Source organism: Pseudonocardia sp. ICBG162, assembly GCF_020496225.1.
Taxonomy (GTDB): domain Bacteria; phylum Actinomycetota; class Actinomycetes; order Mycobacteriales; family Pseudonocardiaceae; genus Pseudonocardia; species Pseudonocardia alni.
The window spans coordinates 866,792-891,953 of the sequence record NZ_JAHLJD010000013.1; the positions used below are offsets into that span (position 1 = coordinate 866,792).

Sequence of the window (25,162 nt, forward strand, 5' to 3'; positions counted from 1 at the left end):
ACAGGATGGGGCGGCGCCGGCGGGACACACGGCGGGATCGGCACGGACGGGCGGGGGACGGCGATGATCCGGGTGGTCGTGGTGGACGACGAGGCCCTGGTGCGGTCCGGGTTCACGATGATCCTGCAGGCCGCGGGCGACATCCGGGTGGTGGCGACCGCGACCGGCGCCGACGCCGAGCGGGAGATCGCGCTCGCCCGGCCCGACGTCGTCCTGCTCGACATCCGGATGCCCGGGGTGGACGGGCTGACCGTGCTCGACCGGGTCCTCGCGGCGGGCGACGCCCCCGCGGTGGCCATGCTGACGACCTTCGACACCGACGAGTACATCGAGCAGGCGCTCGCCGCGGGCGCGTCGGGGTTCCTGCTCAAGGACACCGACCCCGACCAGCTCGTGCAGTCGGTGCGGGCGCTCGCCGCCGGTGCGGTCGTGCTGTCCCCCGGCGCGGCCCGGCCCGTCGTCGGCGGGCGGCTCTCGGCGGACCGCCGCGCCGCCGAGCGCGACGTCGCGGCGCTGACCGACCGCGAACGCGACGTCCTGGCGCTGGTCTCGGAGGGACTGTCCAACGCCGAGATCGGCCGGGAGCTCTACCTGTCCCCCAGCACGGTGAAGGACCACGTCAGCACGCTGCTGGGCAAGCTCGGGGTCACCAGCCGGGTGCGCGCGGCGCTGCTCGCCCAGCTGGCCGGGCTCCGCCGCCCCGGCGACGACGCGTGAGCGTCCCGGCGCGGTGGCGCGGCCCGGCGCTCACGGTCGCGACCGAGGTGGCGCTGTTCGCCGTCGCCGCCCTGGACTCGCTGCTCGAGATCACCGCGTCGGACCAGGCGTGGCCGTGGGTCGCGGCGGGACTGGCGCTGCTCGGTGTGCCGCTGCGCCGGCGGTACCCGGTGCTGGGGTTCCTCGCGACGCTGCCGGGCCTGGTCACCTCCTACGCCCTGATCGCGACCCTGGTGACGCTGTACACGCTGGCCCGGGGCACCTCGAACCGGACGCTGGTGGTGCTCGCCGCGACGGCCACCGCGGTCGGCGCGGGCATCACCTTCCCGGTCCGGCTGGACCTGCTCGACCGCCAGTCGCTGCTCGACCTGGTCTACGGGATCATGTCCGGGGCCGCCCCGGCCGCGCTCGGGCAGCTCGTGCGCGCGCAGGACTCGCTGCGCAGGCGGCTGCGCGAGCTCGCCGACTCCCACCGCGTCGAGCAGGACCTGCGCGAGGAGCAGGTGCTCGAACGCGAACGCAACCGGCTCGCCCGGGAGATGCACGACGTCGTCTCCCACCAGGTGTCACTGATCGCGGTGCAGGCGGGGGCGCTGCAGGTCGGGGCGGTCGACGACACCACCCGGGAGGCGGCCCGCACCATCCGCAGGCTCGGGGTGTCCACACTCGACGAGCTGCGGCACATGGTGGCGGTGCTGCGGGCGCCCAGCGGGGACGGGACGCCGCTGGAGCCCCAGCCCGGCCTCGCCGAGCTGGCCGCGCTGGTGGCGGGCGCCGGCGTCGACGCGGAGCTGGCGCAGGAGCCGGGCATCGACCTGGACCCGCACGCGCAGCGGGCGGTGTACCGGACCGTCCAGGAGGGACTGACCAACGCCCGCAAGCACGCCCCCGGCTCCCGGGTCACCGTCCGGGTCGCCCGGGCCGGCGGGCGGGTGACGACGACGGTGCACAACACCCGCCCGGACCGCGGGCCGCTGGGACTGCCCGGGTCCCGCCAGGGCCTGGTCGGGCTGCGCGAGCGCGCCGAGCTCGCGGGCGGCGAGCTCTCCGCGGGCCCCGACGACGACGGCGGCTTCCGCCTGGCGCTGCACCTGCCGCTCCCCCGCCGGAGCTGAGGCGGACCCGCCACCCGGAGGGGGCCGGTCCCCGCCGGACGGCGGACCGCTCCGGCACCCCGGCCGGTCCCCCGCACGCCCGGCACCCGGTGGACTGGGGGTCCGGCCGGGGCCGCCCCCGGGATCGCGGCCGGGAGCACAGGGAGACGACCGCACGATGCACTACCTCCTCCGGCACGCCGCCGCCCACCGCGGGCTGCTCGCCGCGGGCCTGGTCCTGGCGCTGCTCGGCAGCGCCGCCGGCCTCGCCCAGCCACTCGCCGCGCAGTCGGTGATCGACTCGCTCGGCGGGGGCGGCTCGCTGCTCGTCCCGGTCGTCCTGCTCAGCCTGCTGGTGCTCGGCAGCGCGGTCGCGAACGGCGTCAACAGCTACCTGCTCGACCGCACCGGCGAGCACGTGGTGCTGAGCATCCGGCGGCGGCTCGCCGCGCGGCTGGTCCGCATCCGGGTGCCCGAGCTCGACACCCGCGCCCCCGGTGACCTGGTCACCCGCGCGACCTCGGACACCGGCCTGGTCCGCCACGCGACGACCTCGGCGCCGGTCACCCTGGTCAACGGTGCGGTCGGCATGGTCGGGGCGCTGGTGCTGATGGCGGTGCTCGACCTGCGCCTGTTCGGCGTGACCGTCGCGGTGCTGGTCGTGGTGGGTGCCCCCGCGGCGCTCGTGCTGCCGCGCATCCGCCGGGCCACCGAGCAGGCCCAGTCCGCCGTCGGCACCGTCGGGTCCGTCCTGGACCGGGTGCTGGGCGCGGCCCGCACCGTGAAGGCGTACGGGGCCGAGCGCCGCGAGCAGGCCGCCGTCGACGACGCCGCGACCGCCGCGTTCCGGGCCGGTGTGGTGCAGGCGCGCTGGGAGGCGCTGCTCGTCGCCGGGGCGGAGTTCGCGCTGCAGGCGTCGTTCCTCGTGGTGCTCGCCGTCGGCGGCGGGCTGGTCGCGACCGGCGCGCTCACGGTGTCCACGCTGGTCGCGTTCCTGCTGTACCTGTTCTACCTGGCCACGCCGCTGACCGAGCTGGTGTCGGCGGTGGGGACGCTGCAGCAGGGACTCGGCGCCGCCCGCAGGCTCGCCGAGGTGGAGGACATCCCGGTCGAGGACGACGTCGACCCCGGCGCGTTCCCGGTCCCGCCGCGGACCGGCCCGCCGTCGCTGGTGTTCGACGACGTCCGCTTCGCCCACCCGGGCCGCGCCGAGGTGCTGCGCGGGGTCCGGTTCGCCGTCCCCGCCGGGTCCCGGGTCGCGCTGGTCGGGCCGTCCGGGGCGGGGAAGTCGACGCTGCTGTCGCTGCTGCTGCGCTTCCACCCGCCGACCGGCGGGACCGTGACCGTCGACGGGGTCGACCTGGCCGCGGTCCCGCGCGCGACCTGGCGGAGCCGGGTCGGTGTGGTCGAGCAGGACTCGCCCGTGCTGGACGGGACGCTGCGGGAGAACCTGCTGCTGGGCGCCCCGGACGCCACCGCCCCCGCACTGGCCGAGGTGGTGTGGGCGACCCGGCTCACCGAGCTGGTCGAACGCCTGCCCCGGGGGCTCGACACCCCGCTCGGGGCCCGCGGGGTCACCCTGTCCGGCGGGGAGCGGCAGCGGGTCGCGATCGCCCGCGCGCTGCTGCGCCGGCCGGGTCTGCTGCTGCTCGACGAGGCGACCGCGCACCTGGACAGCGGCACCGAGGAGGCGCTGCACGAGCTGCTGTCCGGGCGCCGTACGGGGGCGACGGTGCTGGTCGTCGCGCACCGGCTGCGCACCGTGCGCGACGCCGAGGCCGTCGTGGTGCTCGACGGCGGCCGGGTCCGCGCGGTCGGCACGCACGAGGAGCTGCTGGCCTCCGACGAGCTGTACCGCTCGCTGGCCGCCGCCCAGGCCGTCGGCGCCGGGGCCTGACCCGGCGGTGCCAGGGCCGTGCGTGCCGCGTGCGTGCCCCGCGCCAGCGGCCGGGCGCAGTCTCGGGTCACGACCTCGACGACGGAAGAAGGCGATCGGTGTGGACGACGTGGTGATCGTGGGAGCGGGCCCGGTCGGTCTGCTGCTCGCCTGCGAGCTGGGTCTCGCGGGCTGCTCGGTGACGGTGCTCGAACGCGAGCCCGGCGGGGAGAACCCCTGGCGGACCGCGCCGCTCGGGATGCGCGGGCTGACCGCGGCCTCGGTGGAGGCCTTCCACCGGCGAGGGCTGCTGCCCGCGCTGCGGGAGGCGGTCGGCCCGACCCCGGCCGGCTTCGGCCCGGACCCCGCGGCCGACGACCGCACCGACCCCGGTGCCGAGGCCGGGGACGGGGTGCTGCCGCCGCCGCGGGCCGGGCACTTCGCCGGGATCATGCTGGGCGGGGTCGAGCTCGACGAGACCGCGCTCCCGCCCCGGCTCCCCACCCCGGCCACGGACCGGCTGATGATCCACCTCGCCGACGTCGAGGGGATGCTGGCACGGCGCGCGGGCGAGCTCGGGGTCCGGATCCTGCGCGACACCCCGGTCACCGGCCTCGACCAGGACGACGACGGGGTGGTCGTGCACAGCGGCACCGGCACGTTCCCCGCCCGGTGGGTGGTCGGCTGCGACGGCGGCCGCAGCGCCGTCCGGCGGCTCGCCGGGTTCGACTTCGTCGGCACGGAGCCGCAGTTCACCGGCTACGTGCTGCACGCCAGGGTCGACGACCTCGACAAGCTCGACCGCGGCTTCACCCTGACCCCGCAGGGCATGTACCTACGGATGCCCACCGACGGGCACCTCGGGATCATGGACTTCGACGGCGGTGCCTTCGACCGCTCGCGGCCGCCGACGCCCGAGCACCTCCAGGAGGTCCTGCGCCGGGTGTCGGGCACCGACGTGACCCTGCTCGAGGTGTGGAACGCCTCCAGCTTCACCGACCGCTCCATGCAGGCGACGACCTACCGGCGGGGACGGGTGCTGCTCGCCGGCGACGCCGCGCACATCCACTCCCCGCTGGGCGGGCAGGGCCTCAACTCCGGCCTGGCCGACGCGCTGAACCTGGGCTGGAAGCTGGCCGCCACGGCGCGGGGCACCGCCCCGGACGGCCTGCTCGACACCTACGACGACGAACGGCACCCGGTCGCGGCCGCCGTGCTCGACTGGTCCCGCGCCCAGGTGGCGCTCATGCGGCCCGGCCCGCAGGCCGCCGCCCTCCAGGCGGTGGTGCGCGACCTGCTCACCACCCGCGACGGCGCGGGCTACGTCTACCTGCGGACCTCCGGCGCGGGCCTGCGTCTCGACCTCGGCGACGCACACCCGATGGTCGGGCGGGTCGCGCCGGAGTTCCGCCTCGCCGACGGCACCTGGCTCGGTGAGCTGACGACCACCGGCTCGGGTGTGCTGCTCGACCCGGGGGCCGACCCCGCACTGGGCACCGCGGCGCGCGGCTGGGCGGACCGGATCCGCCGCGTCACCGGCCCGCTGCGCGACGACCTCGGCACCGGCACCGTCCTCCTGCGCCCCGACGGCGTCGTGGCCTGGGTCGGCGGGGACCGGCCCGATCCCGCGGCGTTCGGGCGGGCGGCCCGCCGCTGGTTCGGGGAGCCGGCCGCCTGACCGGGGGCGTGCCCCGGCGGGCGGACCGCCGGGGCACGCCCGGCTCAGTTGCCGACGCCGTCGAGCAGCCAGTGGTAGCGCAGCCGCAGCGCCCGTTCGGTGCTGGCCAGGGCGGCCGCGAGACCGAGCGCGATGTTGAGCCAGATCGGCAGGTGGACCGGCGACTCGAACACCCCGACCGCCGCCGCGACCGGCGGGATCCGGCTGAGCGGCTCCAGCAGCTGCAGCAGGTTCAGCCCGACGCCGACGACCAGCGCCACCACCGACACGACACCGAGCACGCGGCTGAGCGACGGGTGCTCGCGCTCCAGGCGGGCCCGGCGGCCCTCCGCCGAGCGCGGGTCCGGGACGAGCTGCCGGACCGCACCGGCCGCGGTGACGTACCGGCAGCGCTTCACCCCGAACCCGCTCGTCGCGACCTCGATCGCGCCGCCCTCGACCGGGACGACGGCCGGCACCCGCGACGACGCGTGGTGCCGCCCGTCGCGGTACACCTGCGCGACGACCTGCCCGTTCTCCCCGCTGCCCTGGTGGCGCACGTCGACGGAGTACCGCACCGGCCGCCCGTCGGCGCCGACCAGGTCCAGGTGCAGCAGGGCGCGCCCCAGGAACATCTGCCACCAGCGGAAACGCTTCAGCGGACTGCCGTCGCCCGGCCTCACCCGTCGGACGGCGCGGTGTCGTCGCCACTCGGTCAGCATCTGGTCCCCCCCGAACCCGTGTCCTTGACCAACACACTGTGTTGGTCCGTGCGCCGGCACGCTAACACGGTGTACTAGTAGGCTGCCGGGGGTGGACGAGACGCAGCGGCGGAGGCTCGGCAGCCGGGACCGGGTGCTCCTGGCCGCGATGGAGCTGTTCGGCCAGGACCCGGGGACCCGGCTGAGCGTGCGCGCGGTCGCCGCGCGGGCCGGGGTCAGCACCGGCTCGCTGCGCCACCACTTCCCGACCCAGCGGGCGCTGCAGGACGAGGTCCTGACCCGCGTCTACGACCTCGTCGCCCCCGACGACGCCATCCACGACACCGCGGTGCCGGCCCGGGACCGCCTCGCCGCCTGCCTGCGGGAGGTGCTGACCCGGACCGGGGTCGGAGAGCAGGCGCGCCGGGCGCTGCGGACCGCGGTCGACACCTTCGTCGTGCCCGAGCCGACCGAGGAGAACCGGCGGGCCTACCTCGCCATCGAGCGCGAGGTGCGGCGCCGGGTCGAGTACTGGCTGACGACCCTGGTCGACGAGGGCGCACTCGCCCCGGGCGACAACGCCCGGCGGGCACGGTTCCTCATGACCGTGGTCGACGGGCTCGGCATGGAACGGGCACTGCCCGCCGCCGACTCGATCCTGCGGACCGAGACCGAGACCCTCTACCTGGCCGTGGACGCCGTCCTGGGCGACCCGGGCGGCGAGACCCAGGACGACGGCCGGTCCTGATCGCGCATCCGGCCCCCGGGTGCACGCGTCACGCCGGGACCCGCTCCAGGAAGCGTCGCAGGTGGCCGGCGACGACGTCGAGGTGGCTCTCGAGCAGGAAGTGGCCGCCGTCCACCAGGTGCACCTCGACGTCCCGGGCGTCGCGGGCGAACGCCCGCGCCCCGTCCGGTCCGAAGATCTCGTCGTTGCGCCCCCACACCGCCAGCACCGGGACCCCGGTGGTGCGCAGGAACCCGTGCAGGCGCGGGTAGAGCGGGCGGTTGTTGCGGTAGTCGCGGAACAGCGCGAGCTGGACCGCGTCGTTGCCCTCGCGGGAGACGAGCGTGTGGTCGTGGTGCCAGGTGTCCGGGTCCACCGTGCCCGGGTCGGACACCCCGTGCAGGTACTGCCACCGGATCGCGTCGAGGCCGAGGGCGGCACGGACGGCGGGCTCGGTCTCCGGGCCGGGCGCGTCCCCGTAGGCCCAGACGTCGGTCCAGAACGACTCGACGAACCCGTCCTCGTAGCCGTTGCCGTTCTGGGTGACGATCGCGGTGATCCGCTCCGGGTGGGCGAGTGCGAGCCGCCAGCCGATCGGTGCGCCGTAGTCCTGGACGTAGAGGGCGTAGCGGTCGACGCCCAGCAGCTCGAGCAGCCCGTCGGTGATGTCCGCGAGCGCGTCGAAGGTGTAGTCGAACTCCGACGCCGACGGGGCGGCGGAGTACCCGAAGCCGAGGTGGTCCGGCGCGATCACGTGGTGGTCGTCGGCCAGCAGCGGGATCAGCTGCCGGAACATCGACGAGCTGGTCGGGTAGCCGTGCAGCAGGACGATCGTGGGCGCGTCGGCGGGACCGGCCTCCCGGTAGAAGATCTCGTGTCCGTCGACGGTCGCGGTCCGGTGGTGGACGAGCGGCATGACTAACTCCTTCACATGCTTGATGTGGTTAGACTTCCCCACGGAAGCACGCCCGCATGTAACCTGTCAAAGGACTCGATGCGGTTAGGAGACGACGTGGACCTGCTGCTGGACCTGCTCAACAGCAGACCCCTGGTCGACGGCACGGAGCGCGACGCCCTCCGCGACCCCGTCGCCGGGAGCCGCTGGGCCCGGGCACACGGCGGCGACGGCGGCCCGGAGGAGCTGGCGGCGCTGCGCGAGACCCGGGACGCCCTCACCCGGGTCGCACGGGGGGACACCGACCCGGGCGTCGCACTGGCCCCGCTCCTCGACGGCGTGCACCGGACGCCGGAGCTCACCGACGGGCGGCTGACCTGGCGGACCGTCGCCCCCCCGCACGCCCGGCTCGCCGTCGAGGCCGTCCTCGCCTGGGCCGCCGTCGAGGAGGAGCTGCCCGGCCGGCTGCGCCCCTGCGCGAACGACGCGTGCCGGCTGTTCCTGCTCGACCGCAGCCGCGCAAACCGCGCCCGGTGGTGCTCGATGGCGGTCTGCGGGAACCGCGCCAAGGCGCGCCGGCACTACGAGCGGACCCACTGAGGCACCCTCAGCCGGTCCCCTCCACCAGGGCGGTCACCCGGATCTCGACCCGCATGGTGGCGACCCCGAGCACGGTGACGCCGGTCTGGGTCCAGACCGGGGCCCGCCCGCCGAGCCGGCTGCGGAACTCCCGGACCATGATCCGGTTGTGCTCGTCGCCGATGGCGTCGGACCCGGGCGCGACCTTGTGGTACGAGTTCACGTGCACGACGTCGGCCCAGGTCGCGCCCGCCTCGGCGAGCGTGCGCCCGACGTTGTCGAACGCCTGGACGATCTCCTGCTCCAGGTCCTCGGCGACGACCAGGTCGTCGTCCCAGCCGCCCTGGCCCGAGGTCTCCACCCGGTTGCCGATCCGGACCGCCTGGCTGTAGCCGAGCAGGTCGCGGGCGGTCACGCCGTAGCCCGGCGTGACGTGGAAGGTGGCGGTCTCGCGGTCGATGACTTCATCCATGAATTCAAGCTACAAGTCATGAGTTCACCTGTAAAGTGCGCTCCGGTACCCACGGACAGGAGCGACGGGTGACGACGGACCGGGCGACACCGGAGGCAGGCGGTGACGGGCCGACGTGGCTCGACGGCGGGGAGAAGGCCGCGTGGACGGGCCTGGTCTCGCTGATCATGCTGCTGCCCGGCAGGCTGGAGGCACCGCTGCAGCAGGCGCACGGCCTGACGCTGTTCGAGTACCTGACGCTCAGCCACCTGTCCGAGGCGCCTGGGCGCAGCCTGCGGATGAGCGAGCTCGCCTTCCTGACCAACGGCTCGCTGTCCCGGCTGTCCAACGTGGTCAAACGGCTGGAGGGCCGCGGCTGGATGCACCGCTCCCCCGACCCCGACGACGGCCGCTACACCCTCGCGGCCCTCACCGACGCCGGGTTCGACGTCGTGCACGCCGCGGCGCCGACCCATCTGCGTGCGGTCCGCGCCCTCGTCCTCGACCGGCTCGACGCGGCGGACCGGGCGGCGCTGGGCCGGATCGCCGTCGCGCTGGGGGTGCAGGACCTCCCGCCGTCCTGAGCCGGCGCGACCGGGAGGGCGCCGGTCAGCCGTCGCCGAGGATCCGGCCCAGCACGTGACGGGCGTTGGCGGCGATGACCGGGTGGCTGTCGCGGTAGTACGGCAGCTGCACCAGTGCCATGGCCAGCGCCCAGCCGCGCCCGCGGGCCCAGGTCGCGTCGTCGGCGTCGACGGCGCCCCGGAAGGCCGCGACGGCCGGCGGCGGGAGCAGGTTCCACGCGGGGACGAGGTCCACCGCCGGGTCGCCGAGCCCCGCGGTCGCCAGGTCGAGGACCGCGGCGAGCCGGCCACCGCGCGCCAGCAGGTTGCCGGGCATGAGGTCGGCGTGCACCCATACCGGCGGGCCGGTCGGCCCCGGGACGGCGAGCGCCGCCTCCCAGGCCGCGGTCGCGGCGCCGATGTCGAGGGGTTCGCCCCCGTGCCGGAGCCGGCCTCACCACATTTCCGTTCCGGATCCCGCGGAGCGGAAGAGGATGCGCCTCCGGTTCGTTGACGGAGAGGTCACCGTGTCGATCGTGAGGTGCTGTCATGCCGCTACCGCTGCCGTTGTCGATTCTGGACCTGGCCACCGTCGCCCGGGGTGAGACCGTCGCCCAGGGCCTGGAGGCCAGCACCCAGCTGGCGCAACGCGCCGAGGAGTGGGGGTTCCGCCGGATCTGGTACGCCGAGCACCACAACATGGGCTCGATCGCGTCGGCGGCGACGAGCGTGCTCATCGCCCACGTCGCCGCGCACACCGAGCGCATCACGCTCGGCTCCGGCGGTGTGATGCTGCCGAACCACTCGCCGCTGCAGATCGCCGAGCAGTTCGGCACCCTCGCCGAGCTCCACCCCGGCCGCATCGAGCTGGGGCTCGGCCGCGCGCCCGGCACCGACCAGGCGACCGTCGCGGCGCTGCGGCGGGACCCGCGCGCGTCGGAGACCTTCCCGCAGGACGTGCAGGAGCTGCAGGCGTTCCTCGGGACCACCAGCCTGGTCCGGGGCGTCGAGGCCCACCCGGGCCGCGGCACCGGCGTCCCGCTGACGATCCTGGGGTCCTCGCTCTACGGCGCCCAGGTCGCGGCCGCACTGGGGCTGCCCTACGGCTTCGCCTCGCACTTCGCGCCGGACGCCCTGGAGCAGGCCGTGGCGCTCTACCGCCGGGAGTTCCGGCCGTCGGAGCAGCTGTCCGCCCCGCACGTCCTGGCCGGGGTGAACGTCATCGCCGCCGACTCCGACGACGAGGCACAGCAGATCCAGCGTGAGGTGCAGCGGTCCCGGGTCCGGCTGTTCACCGGCCGTCGCGGGGCCTCGCTCACCGACGCCGAGGCCGACGCCGTCCTCGACAGCGCCTCGGGCGGGCAGATCCGGTCGATGACCCGCTACACCGCGGTCGGGACACCGGAGACCGTCACCACCTACCTGGAGGAGTTCGCCGCCCGCGCCGACGCCGACGAGCTGATCGTCACCGGTCCGGCGCCGCGCCGGGAGAGCTGGTGGCGCAGCTGGGAGCTGCTGGCGACGAAGGTCCAGAACACGAGCTGACGGCGACGCCGTCAGTGGGGCGGCGGGCCGACGCTGTCGCGGGACACCAGCACCGGGGCGATCTTCCGGTGCACCGCCTGCGACACGTCCGGCCCGGCCTCGTGGTTCAGCAGCAGGTCGAGCGCCTCGCGGGCGACGGCCTCGAAGTCCGCGCGCAGGCTGGTCAGCGGCGGGATGAGGTGCGCCGAGACGGGCACGTCGTCGAACCCGACGACGCTGACGTCCCCGGGGATGCTCCGGCCGCGGTCGTGGAAGGCGTGGAGCAGGCCGGTGGCCAGCGCGTCGTTCGCGGCGAACACCGCGGTCACCTCGGGCATCCGGGCCATCAGCTCACCCGCCCGGTACCCGGCGTCCGCGCTCCAGTCCGCAGCCATCACCGGCGGCACCTCGGCCCCGGCCGCGTGCAGCGCCGCGGCCCAGCCGGCCGCACGGCCCGCCGCGTCGAACCAGTCGGTGGGGCCCGCGACGTGCCAGACCGTCGCGTGGCCGGCGGCCAGCAGGTGCTCGGTCGCGATCCGGCCGCCCTCCACCTGGTCGACCGTGGCCATCGGCAGCTGCTGGTCGGGATCGCCGTCGACGGTGACGAGCGGGACGTCACGCGGCACGGTGTCGAGCGCCTCGGCCACCGACGCCACCGGCGCGATCACGACGATGCCCGCGACCTGTCCGTCGAGGTGGCGCTGGACGGCCTGGCGCACCGACTCGCCGTCGATCTCGCGCACCCGCACGACGCTCACGCCGAACCCGGCGCCGACCGCCTGTTCCTCGAACGCGGCGAGCAGCGACACCGGGCCGAACAGCGTGGACCGCGGCGCGACGACGCCGAGCACCCGGTCGCGGCCGGTCACCAGGGTGCGGGCGGCACGGTTCGGCCGGTAACCGAGCTCCTCGATCGCGGTCCGGACCCGCACCCGGGTGCTCTCCCGGACGTTCGGGTGCGCGTTCAGCACCCGCGACACCGTCTGGTGGGAGACCCCGGCACGACGGGCCACGTCGAACATGGACGGTGCCCGTCCCGGCCCCGGCCTCGGCCCCGACCCCGGCTCCATCGCGATCCCCACGCCGTCCCCCTCCGATCGGTGCAGCGTAGCCGTCCGTGACCGTCTCCCCTACGGAGGGCGTTCGCCGGACCCCTGCACGACCGGGACGTTCCCGGCCACCCCGCCGACGCGTCCCCCGGGCGGCCGGGAGACCGTCCGGCGCCCGCGGACCGCGGGAACCGGACAGCGTGATTGTTAACCTTCACATCAACGATGTCCAGGACCGGCAGCGGACGCGATCACCTATCGACGGACGATCGGTCCGGCGGCCACACCGACCCTTGACCCACCGCCGTGTTCGCGCTAACAGTTGCTCACCACCGAGACCGCCGGCACACCGGACCGCACAGGATCCGGCTCCGGCCCTCACCCCGCAGGCCGCGCACCGCCGCGCACCACACGGAGGATCCCGATGTCGACGACGACACCCACCCCGACGGCACCCACCGGGCGCCGCGTCTTCCGCCGGCTGGCCGGCGTCGCCGCGGCCATCGCCCTCACCGCCGGGATCGCGGCCTGCGGCTCCGGCGGGTCCGGCGGAGCCGCCCCGGACACGCTGACCCTCGGCTTCGCCCAGGTCGGCGCGGAGTCCGGCTGGCGCACCGCGAACACCGCCTCGATCCAGGAGTCGGCGAAGCAGGCCGGGATCGAGCTCCAGTTCTCCGACGGCCAGCAGAAGCAGGAGAACCAGATCAAGGCGATCCGGTCGTTCATCCAGCAGCAGGTCGACGTGATCGCGTTCAGCCCGGTCGTCGAGACCGGCTGGGACACCGTGCTCCAGGAGGCGAAGCGGGCCCGGATCCCGGTCGTGCTCACCGACCGCTCGATCGACTCCGCCGACCCGTCGCTGGTGAAGTCCTTCATCGGATCCGACTTCGTCAAGGAGGGCGAGAAGGCCGGCGAGTGGCTGGTGAAGGACTCGGCGGGCAAGCCCGAGGTGAACGTCGTCGAGCTCCAGGGCACGACCGGCGCCGCCCCGGCCATCGACCGCACCGAGGGGTTCAAGCAGGCCACGGCGGGCACGCCCGCGATCAAGGTCGTCGCCTCGCAGACCGGTGACTTCACCCGCTCCGGCGGCAAGCAGGTCATGGAGGCGTTCCTGAAGTCCCAGCCGAAGATCGACGTGGTCTACGCCCAGAACGACGACATGGCTCTCGGCGCCATCGAGGCCATCACCGCGGCGGGCAAGGTGCCCGGCAAGGACATCACGATCATTTCTGTCGACGCCACCAAGGACGGGATGCAGGCGACCGCCGACGGGAAGATCAACTACATGGTCGAGTGCAACCCGCTGCTCGGCGGACAGCTGATGGACATGGTGAAGAAGGTCGCCGCCGGGGAGCAGGTCCCGGCCCGCGTCGAGGTCACCGAGACCACCTTCGACCAGGCCCAGGCCGCGGCCGTCCTGGCCGAGCGCAAGTACTGATCCCGCACCGTCCGCCCGGTGCCGGTGGAGCACGATCCACCGGCACCGGGCGGTTCCCACTCCCGGGTGCCGCGCGCGGCCGCGCCCGGGACGACTCCCGGAGACGCGATGACCGAGACCGGACCACCCCCGGCCGCCACGACCGATCCCGTGGTGGCACTGCACGGCATCGAGATCGGGTTCCCGGGGGTGAAGGCCCTCGACGGGGCCGACCTGCGGCTGTTCCCCGGCGAGGTGCACGCCCTGATGGGCGAGAACGGCGCCGGCAAGTCCACCCTGATCAAGGCCCTGACCGGGGTCCACGGCATCGACGCGGGCACCCTCACCGTCCGCGGCGAACGCCGGGAGTTCACCGGGCCCGGGCACGCCCAGGAGGCCGGGATCACCACGGTCTACCAGGAGGTCAACCTCTGCCCGAACCTCTCCGTCGCCGAGAACATCATGCTGGGCCGCGAGCCGCGGGCCCCGTGGTGGGGCGGGCGGCGGATCGACCGGGCCGCGGTGCGGCGCACCGCCGTCGCGGTCCTCGGGCGGCTCGGGCTGGACCTCGACCCGGCCTCGCTCGTCGGTGACCACCCGCTCGCCGTGCAGCAGCTCGTCGCGATCGCCCGGGCCGTCGCCACCGACCTGTCGGTGCTGATCCTCGACGAGCCCACCTCCAGCCTCGACGCCGGTGAGGTCCGGGAGCTGTTCCGCGTCATCCGCGAGCTGCGCGACGCCGGGGTGGCGATCCTGTTCGTCTCGCACTTCCTCGACCAGGTCTACGAGCTCGCCGACCGCACCACGATCCTGCGCAACGGCCGTCTCGTCGGCGAGTACGCGATCGCCGACCTGCCGCGCCTGGAGATGGTGTCGAAGATGGTCGGCCACGCCCTGGAGGAGCTGGAGGACCTCGACCGCCAGCCCGCGGGCGAGGGCGCCACGCGCACCGGGACCCCGTTCCTCGACGCCCGGGGCATCGGCCGGGCCGGCGGTGTCGCCCCCGCCGACCTCGCGGTGCACCCGGGGGAGGTCGTCGGCGTCGCCGGGCTGCTGGGGTCGGGCCGCACCGAGCTGGTGCGGCTGCTGTTCGGCGCCGACCGCACCGAGACCGGGTCGATCCGGGTCGACGGCCGCGAGGTCACCCTCGGCGGCCCGACCGCGGCCGTCGCCGAGCACATCGCGTTCTGCTCCGAGGACCGCAAGGGCGAGGGCATCATCGCCGACCTGTCGGTGCGCGAGAACATCGTGCTCGCCCTGCAGGCCCGGCGCGGCTGGGCCCGCCGGATCCCGCGCCGCACCGCCGACACGCTCGTCGCGAAGTGGATCTCGGCGCTGGACGTCCGCCCGGCGGACCCGGACGCACTCGTCGGCAACCTCTCCGGCGGCAACCAGCAGAAGGTGCTGCTCGCCCGCTGGCTGATCACCGACCCGAAGCTGCTGATCCTCGACGAACCGACCCGCGGGATCGACATCGGCGCCAAGACCCAGATCCAGAAGCTGGTCGCGGAGCTCGCCGGCGACGGCATGGCCGTCGTCTTCGTCTCCGCCGAGCTGGAGGAGGTCGTGCGGCTCTCCGACCGGATCGCGGTGCTGCGCGACCGGCACAAGGTCGCGGAGCTGAGCCGCGCCGAGGCCTCCACCGCCGCCGTCATGGAGATCGTCGCCGAGGGAGGCACCCACCGTGGCACCCCTGCTGCCTGACCCCGCCCCCACCCGGACCGCCACCGGCGACCCGGACGGACCTACGGCGGCCGCCCCCGCGACGGCGGCGCCGGACGCCCCGGCCGCTCCCCCGTCACCGGGTCGGGGCACCGGGCCGCGCCCCTGGTCGCGCGTCGTCGGGTCGTCGCTGTTCTGGCCGGTCCTGACCCTGGCGGCGCTGCTGTTGGCCAACCTGGTGTGGTCGCCCGGGTTCTTCACGATCACCGTCCAGGACGGCGCCCTCTACGGCAGCCTGGTCGACATCGCCAAGAACGGCGCCCCGACCGCGCTGATCGCGCTCGGGATGACCCTCGTCGTCGCGACCCGCGGGATCGACCTGTCGGTCGGCGCCACGGTCGCGATCTCCGGGGCGGTGGCCTGCACCTGGATCGCGTCCTCGCCGGACCCCACCTCCCCCGGCGCGGCCCTGTCCGGGATCGGCGTCGCCCTGGTGCTGGCGCTGGTGCTCGGCGTCTGGAACGGAGCGATCGTCTCGGTGCTCGGGATCCAGCCGATCATCGCGACGCTGGTCCTCATGACCGCCGGGCGCGGCATCGCCATGCTGATCACCGACGGGCAGATCGTCACCGTGTCCAACCCGACCTACGCCGTGCTCGGCAGCGGGTTCTGGTTCGGCCTGCCGGTCGCGGTCGTGCTCACCGCACTGGTCTACCTCGCCGTCGCCCTGCTCACCCGGCGCACCGCGCTGGGGATGCTGCTGGAGTCGGTCGGCATCAACCCCACCGCGAGCCGGCTGGCCGGGGTGCGGGCCCGCGGCATCGTCTGGTCGGTCTACCTGTTCGTCGCGCTCTGCGCCGGCGTCGCCGGGCTGCTGATCAGCTCGAACGTCACCGCGGCCGACGCCAACAACGCCGGGCTCTGGATCGAGCTCGACGCGATCCTCGCCGTCGTGATCGGCGGGACGCTGCTGTCCGGCGGCCGGTACTCCATCGGCGGCACGCTGGTCGGCGCGCTGATCCTGCAGACGCTCACCACCACCGTCTACACCGTCGGCATCGCGCCCGAGGTGACGCTGGTGTTCAAGGCCGTCGTGATCATCGCGGTCTGCCTGCTCCAGTCCCCGAAGGTCCGGTCCGCCCTCGCCCGCAGGCGACGGAAGCCCGCCGGCACCCCGACCACCTTCCAGGCGGTGTCCCGATGACGACCACGACGCCCCGGCCCACCCGGCCGGACCCCACCGGATCGCTGCTGTCCCGCCTGCCCCGGCCCTCGACGCAGGTGCTGCCGGTCCTCGCGACGTTCGTGCTGTTCGTGCTCCTGTTCGGCGCGGGGTCGGTCCGCTACGACAACTTCCTGTCCCCGCAGGTCTTCCTCAACCTGTTCGTCGACAACGCCTACCTGATCGTCCTCGCGGTCGGCATGACCTTCGTGATCCTCACCGGCGGCATCGACCTGTCGGTCGGGTCGGTGGTCGCGCTGTCCGGGGTGCTGGCCGCGACGCTGCTCGCGGACGGCTGGCCCGCGCCGGCGGTGATGCTCGCGGTGCTGGTCGTCGGCGTCGCGCTGGGGACGGCGATGGGGCTGGTCATCCACCACCTGGAGATCCAGCCGTTCGTCGTGACGCTCGCCGGGATGTTCCTCGCCCGCGGGCTCTGCTACGTGATCAGCGTCGAGTCGGTCCCGGTGACCGACCCGACGTTCACCGCGATCGCGCAGGCCGCGATCCCGCTGGGCGGCAGGTCCTTCGTCAGCCCGTCGGTGGTCGTGGCGCTGGTCGTCGTCGCCGTCGCCGCGTGGGTGCTGCACCGGACCCGGTTCGGCCGGACCGTCTACGCCGTCGGCGGCAACCGGCACTCGGCGATGCTGATGGGACTGGCGGTCGGGCGCACCCGAGTCGCGGTCTACGCGATCAGCGGGTTCTGCTCGGCGCTGGCCGGGCTGCTGTTCACCTTCTACTCGCTGTCCGGGTACAGCCTGGCCGCCGTCGGCACCGAGCTCGACGCCATCGCCGCGACCGTCATCGGCGGGACGCTGCTGTCCGGCGGTGTCGGCCTGGTCGTCGGGTCGCTGCTCGGGGTGCTGGTGCTCGGCCTGATCCAGACCTTCATCTCCTTCGAGGGCACCCTCAGCTCGTGGTGGACCAGGATCGTGATCGGGGCCCTGCTGCTGGTGTTCGTGCTGCTGCAGCGGGCGTTCGCCCGGCGCGGGCCGGGCGCGTCGTGATCGACCTGGGCGGGCCCGGCGGGCCGGTCGCGGTGACGGTCGACCCGCACGGCGCCCGGCTCGCCGGGCTGCGCGCGCCCGACCGGGACGGCGTCGTCGACGAGGTGCTGCTCGGCTGCGCGGACCCGCGCACCGACCCGGCGTTCCGCGGCGCGACGGTCGGGCGCTTCGCCAACCGCATCGCCGGCGGGCGGTTCGTCCTCGACGGCACCGAGCACGTCCTGACGCGCAACGAGCCCGGGGCGTCGCTGCACGGCGGGTCGGCCGGGTTCGACCACGCCGACTTCGCCTCCGGGCCCGTCGAGCAGGTGCCCGGCGGACGGCGCGTCACGCTGACCCACCGCAGCCCCGACGGCGACGGCGGCTACCCCGGCACCCTGGACGTCGCCGTCGTCTACACCGTCACCGGGTCCGACGTGGCCATCGAGCTCACCGCCCGGACCGACGCCCCGACCGTGGTGAACCTGACCAACCACGCCTACTTCACCCTCGGCGGGGCCGGGGTGGCCGGCTGCGAGATCACCGTCTGGGCCGACCGCTACCTGCCCGTCGACGACCGTCTCGTCCCGCTCCCCGGTCCCCCGGCCCCGGTCGCGGGCACCCCGTTCGACCTGCGCGTCCCGGTCCGGGTCGGCGAGCGGCTCGGCCGGGACCACCCGCAGCTGGCGGTGGCCGGCGGCTTCGACCACACCTTCGTCCTCGACGACGGCGGCCCGGTCGTCGACGGCCTGCGCGGCGCGGCCCGGGTGGCCGAGCCGTTCACCGGCCGCACCCTGACCGTGTTCACCGACCGGCCGGGCGTGCAGTTCTACTCGGGGACGATGCTCGACGGCTCGATCACCTTCCCCGACGGGCGGCCCGCCCGCCGCGGCGACGCCTTCTGCCTGGAGCCGCAGGACTTCCCGGACGCACCCAACCGTCCCGACTACCCGTCGACGGTGCTGCGGCCCGGCGACACCTACCGCAGCCGGATCCTGCTGCGCTGCGGCGTCGACACGGCCTGAGCCCACCCCGTCCCCACCGACCCCGGCGGGCCGGTCCGCACCTCGCGGACCGGCCCGTCCGTCGTCGCACCCGGACGCGGTCAGCCGTCGCCGCGGGCGCGGCGCTTGTTCCACACGTCGAACGCGACGGCGAACAGCAGCACGAGTCCCTTCACGACCGACTGCACGGACTGGTCGACGCCCATGAGCTGCATGCCGTTGCTCATCACGGCCATGATCAGGCCACCGACCAGCGCGCCGACCACGGTCCCGACCCCGCCGGTCACCGCGGCACCGCCGATGAACGCGGCGGCGATCGCGTCGAGCTCGAACATGGTGCCCGCCGCGGGCTGGGCGCCGTTGGACCGCGCCGAGTAGATGACCCCGGCGACGCCGGCCAGGAAGCCCATGTTCACGAAGATCCAGAACGTGACGGCCCTGACCCGCACCCCGGACAGCCGGGCCGCGGCCGCGTTGCCGCCGAGGGCGTAGACGTGCCGGCCGAACACCGTGTGCCGGGTGAGCAGCCCGTAGGCGAGCACCAGCACCGAGAGCACGACCAGCACCACGGGCAGCCCGCGGGAGGAGGCCAGCTGCCAGGCGAACGCCATGACGACCAGCCCGACGAGTGCGATCCGGCAGGCGAACAGCGGGAAGGACTCGACCTGCTGCAGGTCGAGCACCTTCGCGACCCGGCTCCGGTAGGCGAGCACCGCGTACCCGGCGACGCCGAGCGCGGCGATCAGGACGGTGAAGGCGTCGTAGCCCCGGCCGCCGATGAGCCCGTTGACGAAGCCGCCCGCGATCTGCTGGTAGCCCGCGGGGAACGGCGAGAGCGAGATGTTGCCCAGCACCTGCAGGGTCAGCCCGCGGAACAGCAGCATCCCGGCGAGGGTGACGATGAAGGCGGGGATGCCGACGTAGGCGACCCAGAAGCCGTGCCAGACACCGACCAGCACGCCGACGCCGACGGCCGCGACGACGCCGACCCACCAGGGCAGCCCGCCGCCGATCACCAGGACCGCGGCGACCGCGCCGGTCAGCGCGACCACCGACCCCACCGAGAGGTCGATGTGCCCGCCGACGACGACGATCACCATCCCGATCGCGAGGACCAGGATGTAGGAGTACTGCAGGACGATGTTGGTGATGTTGCCGGGGCTGAGCGAGACGCCGCCGGTGAGGACCGCGAACAGCGCGACGATCGCCACGAACGCGATCACGATGCCGCTCTGGCGGACGTTGCCGGCCAACAGTCGTCGCAGGTCGCTCGTGCCGGAGTGCAGGGCCGCCGCCCCGGCGCCGGGACGCTCGTCGGAGGAGGGGTCCTTCTTCGGGAGGGTGCTGGTCATGCGGAGCTCTCCGCCTCCTGGGTCATGAGGGCCATCAGGCCCTCCTGGGTGGCCTCGGCGACCGGCACCTCACCGGTGATCCGTCCGGCCGACAGGGTGTAGACGCGGTCGCAGATCCCCAGGAGCTCGGGCAGCTCGGAGGAGATCACCAGGACCGCCTTGCCGGCCTCCACGAGCCGGTTGATGATCACGTAGATCTCGTAGCGGGCGCCGACGTCGATCCCGCGGGTCGGCTCGTCCAGGATCAGCACGTCCGGCTCGGTGAACAGCCACTTGGCCAGCACGACCTTCTGCTGGTTGCCGCCGGACAGGGTCCCGACCCCGACGCTGGTGCTCGCCGCCCGGATGCCGAGGTCGCGCCGGTAGGACTCGGCGACGCGCAGCTCGGCGTCGCCGTCGACCCAGCCGCGGCGGGCGAGCCGGCGCAGGCCCGCGCCGGAGACGTTGCGCCGGATGTCGTCGACCAGGTTCAGGCCGAGGTGCTTGCGGTCCTCGGTGACGTAGGCCAGCCCGGCCTCGATCGCGTCGGACACCGAGCGGGCGCGGACCTCGCGGCCCCCGACCCGCAGGGTGCCGCTGACGTCGCGGCCCCAGGACCGCCCGAACACGCTCATCGCGAGCTCGGTGCGGCCCGCCCCCATCAGCCCGGCGATGCCGACGACCTCCCCGGCCCGCACCGACAGCGACGCGGCGTCGACGACCTTGCGGTCCTGGGTCGGGTGCCAGACCGTCCAGTCGCTGATCCGCAGCAGCTCCTCCCCCGGACTGCTCACGCGGTCCGGGTAGAAGGAGGCGAGGTCGCGGCCGACCATCCCGCGGATGATGCGGTTCCGCGGGGCGGGCTCGTCGGCGACGGTGAAGGTCTCGACGGTCCGGCCGTCGCGGACGACGGTGGTGCGGTCGGCGATCGCAACGATCTCGTCGAGCTTGTGCGAGATGATGATCGAGGTGATGCCGTTGTCACGGAAGCGCCGGATCAGCTCGAGCAGGTGGGCGGAGTCGGTGTCGTTGAGCGCGGCGGTGGGTTCGTCGAGGACGAGCAGGCGCACGTCCTTGGTCATCGCCTTGACGATCTCGACGAGCTGCTGCTTACCGACGCCGAGCCGCCCGACCGGCGTCGCCGGGTTCTCGGTGAGGCCCACCTCGGCGAGCAGGCGGGCGGCCTCGGCGTGCGTGCGCCGCCAGTCGACCAGTCCCAGCCGGCCGCGCCGCTCGTTGCCGAGGAACACGTTCTCGGCGATCGACAGGTGCGGCACCAGCGCGAGCTCCTGGTGGATGATCACGACGCCGTCGGCCTCGGAGTCGCGGATCCCGGCGAACCGGGCCGGCCGGCCGTCGAGGACGATCTCGCCGTCGTAGGTGCCTGCGGGGTGCACCCCGGAGAGCACCTTCATCAGCGTCGACTTCCCGGCGCCGTTCTCACCGCAGATCGCGTGGATCTCGCCGCGGCGCACCGCGAGCGAGACCTCCGACAGCGCGGTCACCCCCGGGAAGGTCTTGGTGATGTCGCGCATCTCGAGGATGTTCTCCGGCGGGTCGCCGCCGGGGTCGTGGTCGGTCACGTCGTCCTCCGTCGCGGAAGGGATGGGCCGGCTCGACTGATTCAGCCCTGGCGGCCGCGGGCGACGTCCTCGGCGGTGTAGTAGCCCGAGTCGACGAGGACCTGCCGGATGTCGGCCTTGAACACGGTCCGGACCGGCAGCAGGAAGGACGGCACGACCTTCACCCCGTTGTCGTAGGTGGTGGTGTCGTTGGCCTGCGGGGTGCCGCCGTCGAGGAACGCCTTCGACGCGGTGACGGCCTGCTCGGCGAGCTTGCGGGTGTCCTTGAAGACCGTGGAGCTCTGCACCCCGTCGTCGATCAGCTTCACCGAGGCGATCTCGGCGTCCTGGCCGGTGACGGTCGGCATCGGCTTGGCCGCGGTGCCGAAGCCCGCGTTCTGCAGGGCGGTGATGACACCGCGAGAGATGCCGTCGTAGGGCGAGAGGACGCCGTCGGGGCGGCTGCCGTCGTTGTAGGAGGAGGTGAGCAGGTCCTCCATGCGCTTCTGTGCGGTCTCCTGCGCCCAGCGCAGCGTGGCCGCCTGCTCGATGGTGGTCTGGCCGCTCTTCACCCGGACCGTGCCGTTGTCGATCAGCGGCTTGAGCACCGACATGGCGCCGTCGAAGAAGTAGAAGGCGTTGTTGTCGTCGAGCGAGCCCGCGAACAGCTCGACGACGACCGGGCCCTTCTTCGGGCCGGGCGCCCCGTCGGCGTCCTGCAGGCCCATGCCGCGCAGCAGGGCCTTCGCCTGGGCGACGCCGACCTGGAAGTTGTCGAAGGTGACGTAGAAGTCGACGTTCGGGCTCTCCCGGATCAGCCGGTCGTAGGCGATGACCGGGATGCCGGCGTCCTTGGCCGCCTGCAGCTGCCCGGACAGGGCGGTCCCGTCGATGGCCGCGACGAGCAGCAGGTCGGCACCGCTGGTGACCATCTGGTCGATCTGCTGGGACTGGGTCGGGATGTCGTCGCCCGCGTACTGCAGGTCGACCTGGTAGCCGGCCGCGGTGAGCTGGTCGCGGACGGCGTTGCCGTCGGCGATCCAGCGCTCGGAGGTCTGGGTCGGCATCGACACGCCGACCGTCAGGTCACCGGGTGCCGCACCCGCCCCCGCGCCGCCACCTCCCCCGGCTCCCTGGCCGCCGCAGGCGGCCAGTCCCAGCACCAGCAGGGCACCGACGGCGACGGTGCGCATCCTCGTGAACACAGGCGATCTCCTCGTCGAGACGGCAGCGGGTCTCACCGGTCAGGTCGGGAGAGACCCTGAATGTGAACGCTAACCAGCGACGAAGAGCGACGGAAGTGTCGTTATCCGTCCGTTATGTACCGCCTTGAACAGAGTCGATCAGTCCCGTACCGGTCACCGCCCGGTGCGGGCGGCGCCCACGACGACGCGAACGTTCCGCCTCACGTGAGGGTTAACACGAGCCGAGGAACCGCCGGGACGCGACCGGCCCCCGGCTCGAGCCGAAGCGGCAGGTGCCGGAACGGGCCGCCGCGACCGCCGACACCCCCGACGCCGGCGCCGCCGGCCACCGGCGCCGGCCCCGCCCGACCCGGCGCCCCGGCCCGGCGACCGGCCCCGACGACCCGGCCGGCGGCGACGCACAGCAGGTGAACGTGCCGCACGATCGACCCCGCTGCGAGCAGGGACCGGGATCGGACCGTTGAGTTCGTATGCTGTTAGCGATAACATCTGCTCGCCGCCCGATCGTTCGGCCGGCCGTTTCGTGACCCGAGGAAGTGCTCATGATCCGACCACCGGTCGACCCCGCCGACGCCCTCGTGGTGGGCGTCGACTTCGGGACGCTGTCCGGACGGGCGGTCGTCGTCCGTGCCGCCGACGGGGCCGAGCTCGGCACCGCCGTCCACGCCTACACCCACGCCGTCGTCACCGACGCCCTGCCGGGCCGGCCGGACCTGCGCCTGCCGCCGGACTGGGCGCTGCAGGTGCCGTCGGACTACGTCGACGTCCTGCGCCACGCCGTCCCCGAGGCGGTCGCCGCCGCCGGGGTGGACCCGGCACGGGTGGTCGGCATCGCCACCGACTTCACCGCCTGCACCATGGTCCCGACCCTCGACGACGGCACCCCACTGAACGAGGTGCCCGATCTCGCCGACGAGCCGCACGCCTACACCAAGCTCTGGCGCCACCACGCCGCCCAGCCGCAGGCCCACCGCATCAACGCCCTCGCCGCCGAGCGCGGCGAGAGCTGGCTCCCCCGCTACGGCGGGTTCATCTCCTCGGAGTGGGAGTTCGCGAAGGGCCTGCAGGTCCTGGAGGAGGCCCCCGCGGTCTACGCCCGGACCGAACGCTGGGTCGAGGCCGCGGACTGGATCGTCTGGCAGCTGTGCGGCCGCTACGTCCGCAACGCCTGCTCGGCCGGGTACAAGGGGATCCTGCAGGACGGCGCCTATCCCGGCCGCGACTTCCTCGGTGCGCTGAACCCGGCCTTCGCCGGGTTCGCCGAGACCAAGGTCGCCCACGAGATCGGCGAGCTGGGCGCCGTCGCCGGGACGCTGACCGCCGAGGCGGCAGGCTGGACCGGGCTGCCCGAGGGCATCGCGGTCGCCGTCGGCAACGTCGACGCCCACGTCACCGCCGCCGCGGCGAACGCCGTCCGGCCCGGGCAGATGGTTGCGATCATGGGGACCAGCACCTGCCACGTCATGAGCTCCGACGTGCTGCGCGAGGTGCCCGGGATGTGCGGCGTCGTCGACGGCGGCATCGTCTCCGGGCTCTGGGGCTACGAGGCCGGGCAGAGCGGCGTCGGCGACATCTTCGGCTGGTTCGTCGAGCACGGCGTGCCGCCCGCGTACCACGAGGCCGCCCGGGCGCGGGGCCTCGGCGTGCACGAGTACCTGACCGAGCTGGCCGCCGGGCAGGCGGTCGGCGAGCACGGGCTCGTCGCGCTGGACTGGCACTCGGGCAACCGGTCGGTGCTGGTGGACCACGAGCTGTCCGGCGTCGTCGTCGGGCAGACCCTCGCGACCCGGCCCGAGGACACCTACCGGGCGCTGCTGGAGGCCACCGCGTTCGGCACCCGGATGATCGTGGAGACCTTCGCGGCCTCCGGCGTCCCGGTGACCGAGCTGATCGTCTCCGGCGGGCTCACCCGGAACGCCCTGCTCATGCAGATCTACGCCGACGTGACCCGGCTGCCGCTCACCGTCGTCGAGACCGGGCAGGGCCCGGCCCTGGGCTCGGCGATCCACGCGGCCGTCGCCGCGGGGGTCCACCCCGACATGCCCACCGCGGCCGCCGCGATGGGCCGCGTCCGGGAGGGCGCACACCTGCCCGACGAGGAGTCGGCGAAGTCCTACGACGCCCTGTTCGCCGAGTACACGCGCCTGCACGACCACTTCGGCCGGGGCGGCGACGACGTGATGCACCGCCTGCGCGCGATCCGCCGCGAGGCGCGCGCCCAGCGAGAAGGAGACCTCGACGCATGACCGACACCCTGGCCTCCCCCGGCGTCGCCGCCACCGTGGCGCGGCTGCGCGAGCAGGTGTGTGCGCTGCACGCCGAGCTGGTCCGCTACGGGCTGGTCGTCTGGACGGCGGGCAACGTCTCGGCCCGCGTCCCCGGCCACGACCTGATGGTCATCAAGCCCAGCGGGATCTCCTACGACGACCTGACCCCGCAGACCATGGTGCTGTGCGACCTGCACGGCACCCCGGTCGAGGGTGACCTGACGCCGTCGTCGGACACCGCGGCGCACGCCCACGTCTACCGGGCCATGCCCGGGGTCGGCGGCGTGGTGCACACCCACTCCACCTACGCCAGCGCGTGGGCGGCGCGCGCCGAGCCGATCCCGTGCGTGCTCACCGCGATGAGCGACGAGTTCGGCGGGGACATCCCGGTCGGCCCGTTCTCGCTGATCGGCGACGAGTCGATCGGCCGCGGCGTCGTCGAGACCCTGACCGGCAGCCGCTCCCCCGCCGTGATCATGCAGAACCACGGCGTGTTCACCATCGGCGCCGACGCCCGCGCCGCGGTGAAGGCCGCGGTGATGTGCGAGGACGTCGCCCGCACCGTGCACCTCGCCCGCCAGCTCGGCGACACCGTGCCCATCCCCCAGGACGAGATCGACAGTCTCTGGGACCGCTACCAGAACGTCTACGGGCAGCGCTGAGCGCCGCAGGCCCC

Annotated in this window: 23 protein-coding genes; 15 read left to right on the forward strand and 8 right to left on the reverse strand. The window is 74.1% G+C overall.

The window, feature by feature from the left end; translation table 11 throughout:
- The first annotated feature begins 63 nt into the window (after positions 1-63).
- The 4 genes from KPL60_RS07410 to KPL60_RS07425 all read left to right on the forward strand — a co-directional run bounded on the left by KPL60_RS07410 (position 64) and on the right by KPL60_RS07425 (position 5,365).
- Complete coding sequence (locus KPL60_RS07410) at positions 64-717, forward strand: response regulator transcription factor (RefSeq protein ID WP_226356850.1); 654 nt, start codon at positions 64-66, stop codon at positions 715-717.
- Positions 714-1,832, forward strand: coding sequence for a histidine kinase (locus tag KPL60_RS07415; protein ID WP_226365340.1), 1,119 nt, complete (start codon positions 714-716; stop codon positions 1,830-1,832). Before KPL60_RS07410 ends, KPL60_RS07415 begins: the two co-directional genes overlap by 4 nt.
- A 157-nt stretch (positions 1,833-1,989) precedes the next feature.
- The gene (locus KPL60_RS07420; RefSeq protein WP_226365341.1) at positions 1,990-3,708 is read left to right on the forward strand and encodes an ABC transporter ATP-binding protein; all 1,719 of its coding nucleotides are present in this window, start codon (positions 1,990-1,992) and stop codon (positions 3,706-3,708) included.
- 100 nt (positions 3,709-3,808) lie between these two features.
- Positions 3,809-5,365 carry an FAD-dependent oxidoreductase gene (locus KPL60_RS07425; protein WP_226365342.1) on the forward strand — a complete coding sequence of 519 codons (1,557 nt, stop codon included), beginning with the start codon at positions 3,809-3,811 and terminating at the stop codon, positions 5,363-5,365.
- 44 nt (positions 5,366-5,409) lie between these two features.
- Here KPL60_RS07425 and KPL60_RS07430 read toward each other — a convergent pair whose 3' ends face one another.
- Positions 5,410-6,027, reverse strand: a complete 618-nt coding sequence (locus KPL60_RS07430; protein ID WP_226365343.1) for a hypothetical protein — start codon at positions 6,025-6,027, stop codon at positions 5,410-5,412.
- A 130-nt stretch (positions 6,028-6,157) separates the two neighbouring features.
- Between KPL60_RS07430 and KPL60_RS07435 the strand changes: the two genes are divergently transcribed.
- Positions 6,158-6,793, forward strand: coding sequence for a TetR/AcrR family transcriptional regulator (locus KPL60_RS07435; RefSeq protein ID WP_226356846.1), 636 nt, complete (start codon positions 6,158-6,160; stop codon positions 6,791-6,793).
- A 28-nt stretch (positions 6,794-6,821) separates the two neighbouring features.
- Here the strand turns inward: KPL60_RS07435 and KPL60_RS07440 are convergent, their stop codons facing one another.
- Positions 6,822-7,688, reverse strand: a complete 867-nt coding sequence (locus KPL60_RS07440) for an alpha/beta fold hydrolase (RefSeq protein WP_226365344.1) — start codon at positions 7,686-7,688, stop codon at positions 6,822-6,824.
- 96 nt (positions 7,689-7,784) lie between these two features.
- On the opposite strand from KPL60_RS07440, the gene KPL60_RS07445 reads away from it, so the two are divergent.
- The gene (locus KPL60_RS07445) at positions 7,785-8,267 is read left to right on the forward strand and encodes a CGNR zinc finger domain-containing protein (protein WP_226356844.1); all 483 of its coding nucleotides are present in this window, start codon (positions 7,785-7,787) and stop codon (positions 8,265-8,267) included.
- Positions 8,268-8,274: 7 nt separating this feature from the next.
- Here KPL60_RS07445 and KPL60_RS07450 read toward each other — a convergent pair whose 3' ends face one another.
- Positions 8,275-8,718, reverse strand: coding sequence for a Rid family hydrolase (locus tag KPL60_RS07450; protein WP_226356843.1), 444 nt, complete (start codon positions 8,716-8,718; stop codon positions 8,275-8,277).
- 68 nt (positions 8,719-8,786) lie between these two features.
- Here KPL60_RS07450 and KPL60_RS07455 point away from each other — a divergent pair, with 68 nt between their 5' ends.
- On the forward strand, positions 8,787-9,281 hold the full coding sequence (locus tag KPL60_RS07455) for a MarR family winged helix-turn-helix transcriptional regulator (RefSeq protein ID WP_374203877.1): 495 nt from the start codon (positions 8,787-8,789) through the stop codon (positions 9,279-9,281).
- Positions 9,282-9,306: 25 nt separating this feature from the next.
- Here KPL60_RS07455 and KPL60_RS07460 read toward each other — a convergent pair whose 3' ends face one another.
- Positions 9,307-9,681 (reverse strand): phosphotransferase, encoded by a 375-nt coding sequence (locus KPL60_RS07460; RefSeq protein WP_308016745.1) that lies wholly within the window; start codon positions 9,679-9,681, stop codon positions 9,307-9,309.
- Positions 9,682-9,809: 128 nt separating this feature from the next.
- On the opposite strand from KPL60_RS07460, the gene KPL60_RS07465 reads away from it, so the two are divergent.
- Entirely contained in the window at positions 9,810-10,805 is a 996-nt protein-coding gene (locus KPL60_RS07465) for an LLM class flavin-dependent oxidoreductase (protein ID WP_226365345.1), read from the forward strand.
- An 11-nt stretch (positions 10,806-10,816) separates the two neighbouring features.
- Here KPL60_RS07465 and KPL60_RS07470 read toward each other — a convergent pair whose 3' ends face one another.
- Positions 10,817-11,806 (reverse strand): LacI family DNA-binding transcriptional regulator, encoded by a 990-nt coding sequence (locus KPL60_RS07470; protein WP_226356841.1) that lies wholly within the window; start codon positions 11,804-11,806, stop codon positions 10,817-10,819.
- Between the two features lie 451 nt (positions 11,807-12,257).
- Here KPL60_RS07470 and KPL60_RS07475 point away from each other — a divergent pair, with 451 nt between their 5' ends.
- The 5 genes from KPL60_RS07475 (at position 12,258) to KPL60_RS07495 (ending at position 18,142) form a co-directional block, all read left to right on the forward strand.
- A complete protein-coding gene (locus tag KPL60_RS07475; RefSeq protein WP_226356840.1) occupies positions 12,258-13,271 on the forward strand; it encodes an ABC transporter substrate-binding protein in 1,014 nt (337 codons plus the stop codon).
- A gap of 108 nt (positions 13,272-13,379) precedes the next feature.
- On the forward strand, positions 13,380-14,954 hold the full coding sequence (locus KPL60_RS07480) for a sugar ABC transporter ATP-binding protein (RefSeq protein ID WP_226365346.1): 1,575 nt from the start codon (positions 13,380-13,382) through the stop codon (positions 14,952-14,954).
- A 148-nt stretch (positions 14,955-15,102) separates the two neighbouring features.
- Entirely contained in the window at positions 15,103-16,116 is a 1,014-nt protein-coding gene (locus tag KPL60_RS07485) for an ABC transporter permease (protein ID WP_226366047.1), read from the forward strand.
- Positions 16,113-17,138, forward strand: a complete 1,026-nt coding sequence (gene yjfF, locus KPL60_RS07490) for a galactofuranose ABC transporter, permease protein YjfF (RefSeq protein WP_226356838.1) — start codon at positions 16,113-16,115, stop codon at positions 17,136-17,138. Before KPL60_RS07485 ends, yjfF begins: the two co-directional genes overlap by 4 nt.
- Positions 17,135-18,142, forward strand: a complete 1,008-nt coding sequence (locus KPL60_RS07495; protein WP_226365347.1) for an aldose epimerase family protein — start codon at positions 17,135-17,137, stop codon at positions 18,140-18,142. The genes yjfF and KPL60_RS07495 overlap by 4 nt, the downstream gene beginning before the upstream one ends.
- Positions 18,143-18,222: 80 nt before the next feature.
- Here the strand turns inward: KPL60_RS07495 and mmsB are convergent, their stop codons facing one another.
- The 3 genes from mmsB to chvE all read right to left on the reverse strand — a co-directional run bounded on the left by mmsB (position 18,223) and on the right by chvE (position 22,207).
- Complete coding sequence (gene mmsB, locus KPL60_RS07500) at positions 18,223-19,473, reverse strand: multiple monosaccharide ABC transporter permease (protein ID WP_226356836.1); 1,251 nt, start codon at positions 19,471-19,473, stop codon at positions 18,223-18,225.
- Positions 19,470-20,987 (reverse strand): sugar ABC transporter ATP-binding protein, encoded by a 1,518-nt coding sequence (locus tag KPL60_RS07505; RefSeq protein ID WP_226366048.1) that lies wholly within the window; start codon positions 20,985-20,987, stop codon positions 19,470-19,472. Before KPL60_RS07505 ends, mmsB begins: the two co-directional genes overlap by 4 nt.
- Before the next feature lie 89 nt (positions 20,988-21,076).
- Complete coding sequence (gene chvE / locus KPL60_RS07510; protein WP_255655606.1) at positions 21,077-22,207, reverse strand: multiple monosaccharide ABC transporter substrate-binding protein; 1,131 nt, start codon at positions 22,205-22,207, stop codon at positions 21,077-21,079.
- A 554-nt stretch (positions 22,208-22,761) separates the two neighbouring features.
- On the opposite strand from chvE, the gene araB reads away from it, so the two are divergent.
- Both araB and KPL60_RS07520 read left to right on the forward strand, forming a co-directional pair.
- Positions 22,762-24,465 carry a ribulokinase gene (gene araB / locus KPL60_RS07515; RefSeq protein WP_226356834.1) on the forward strand — a complete coding sequence of 568 codons (1,704 nt, stop codon included), beginning with the start codon at positions 22,762-22,764 and terminating at the stop codon, positions 24,463-24,465.
- Positions 24,462-25,148 (forward strand): L-ribulose-5-phosphate 4-epimerase, encoded by a 687-nt coding sequence (locus tag KPL60_RS07520; RefSeq protein ID WP_226365348.1) that lies wholly within the window; start codon positions 24,462-24,464, stop codon positions 25,146-25,148. The genes araB and KPL60_RS07520 overlap by 4 nt, the downstream gene beginning before the upstream one ends.
- Positions 25,149-25,162 lie beyond the last annotated feature (14 nt).

Excerpts from the sequence above, each read along its gene's own strand:
- KPL60_RS07520 (WP_226365348.1), top strand. The coding sequence starts at position 24,462 with ATGACCGACACCCTGGCCTCCCCCGGCGTCGCCGCCACCGTGGCGCGG.
- KPL60_RS07465 (WP_226365345.1), top strand. The coding sequence starts at position 9,810 with ATGCCGCTACCGCTGCCGTTGTCGATTCTGGACCTGGCCACCGTCGCC.
- mmsB (WP_226356836.1), bottom strand. The coding sequence starts at position 19,473 with ATGACCAGCACCCTCCCGAAGAAGGACCCCTCCTCCGACGAGCGTCCC.
- araB (WP_226356834.1), top strand. The coding sequence starts at position 22,762 with ATGATCCGACCACCGGTCGACCCCGCCGACGCCCTCGTGGTGGGCGTC.
- yjfF (WP_226356838.1), top strand. The coding sequence starts at position 16,113 with ATGACGACCACGACGCCCCGGCCCACCCGGCCGGACCCCACCGGATCG.
- KPL60_RS07450 (WP_226356843.1), bottom strand. The coding sequence starts at position 8,718 with ATGGATGAAGTCATCGACCGCGAGACCGCCACCTTCCACGTCACGCCG.
- KPL60_RS07470 (WP_226356841.1), bottom strand. The coding sequence starts at position 11,806 with ATGTTCGACGTGGCCCGTCGTGCCGGGGTCTCCCACCAGACGGTGTCG.
- KPL60_RS07480 (WP_226365346.1), top strand. The coding sequence starts at position 13,380 with ATGACCGAGACCGGACCACCCCCGGCCGCCACGACCGATCCCGTGGTG.
- KPL60_RS07475 (WP_226356840.1), top strand. The coding sequence starts at position 12,258 with ATGTCGACGACGACACCCACCCCGACGGCACCCACCGGGCGCCGCGTC.
- KPL60_RS07440 (WP_226365344.1), bottom strand. The coding sequence starts at position 7,688 with ATGCCGCTCGTCCACCACCGGACCGCGACCGTCGACGGACACGAGATC.
- chvE (WP_255655606.1), bottom strand. The coding sequence starts at position 22,207 with ATGCGCACCGTCGCCGTCGGTGCCCTGCTGGTGCTGGGACTGGCCGCC.
- KPL60_RS07410 (WP_226356850.1), top strand. The coding sequence starts at position 64 with ATGATCCGGGTGGTCGTGGTGGACGACGAGGCCCTGGTGCGGTCCGGG.
- KPL60_RS07420 (WP_226365341.1), top strand. The coding sequence starts at position 1,990 with ATGCACTACCTCCTCCGGCACGCCGCCGCCCACCGCGGGCTGCTCGCC.
- KPL60_RS07505 (WP_226366048.1), bottom strand. The coding sequence starts at position 20,987 with ATGCGCGACATCACCAAGACCTTCCCGGGGGTGACCGCGCTGTCGGAG.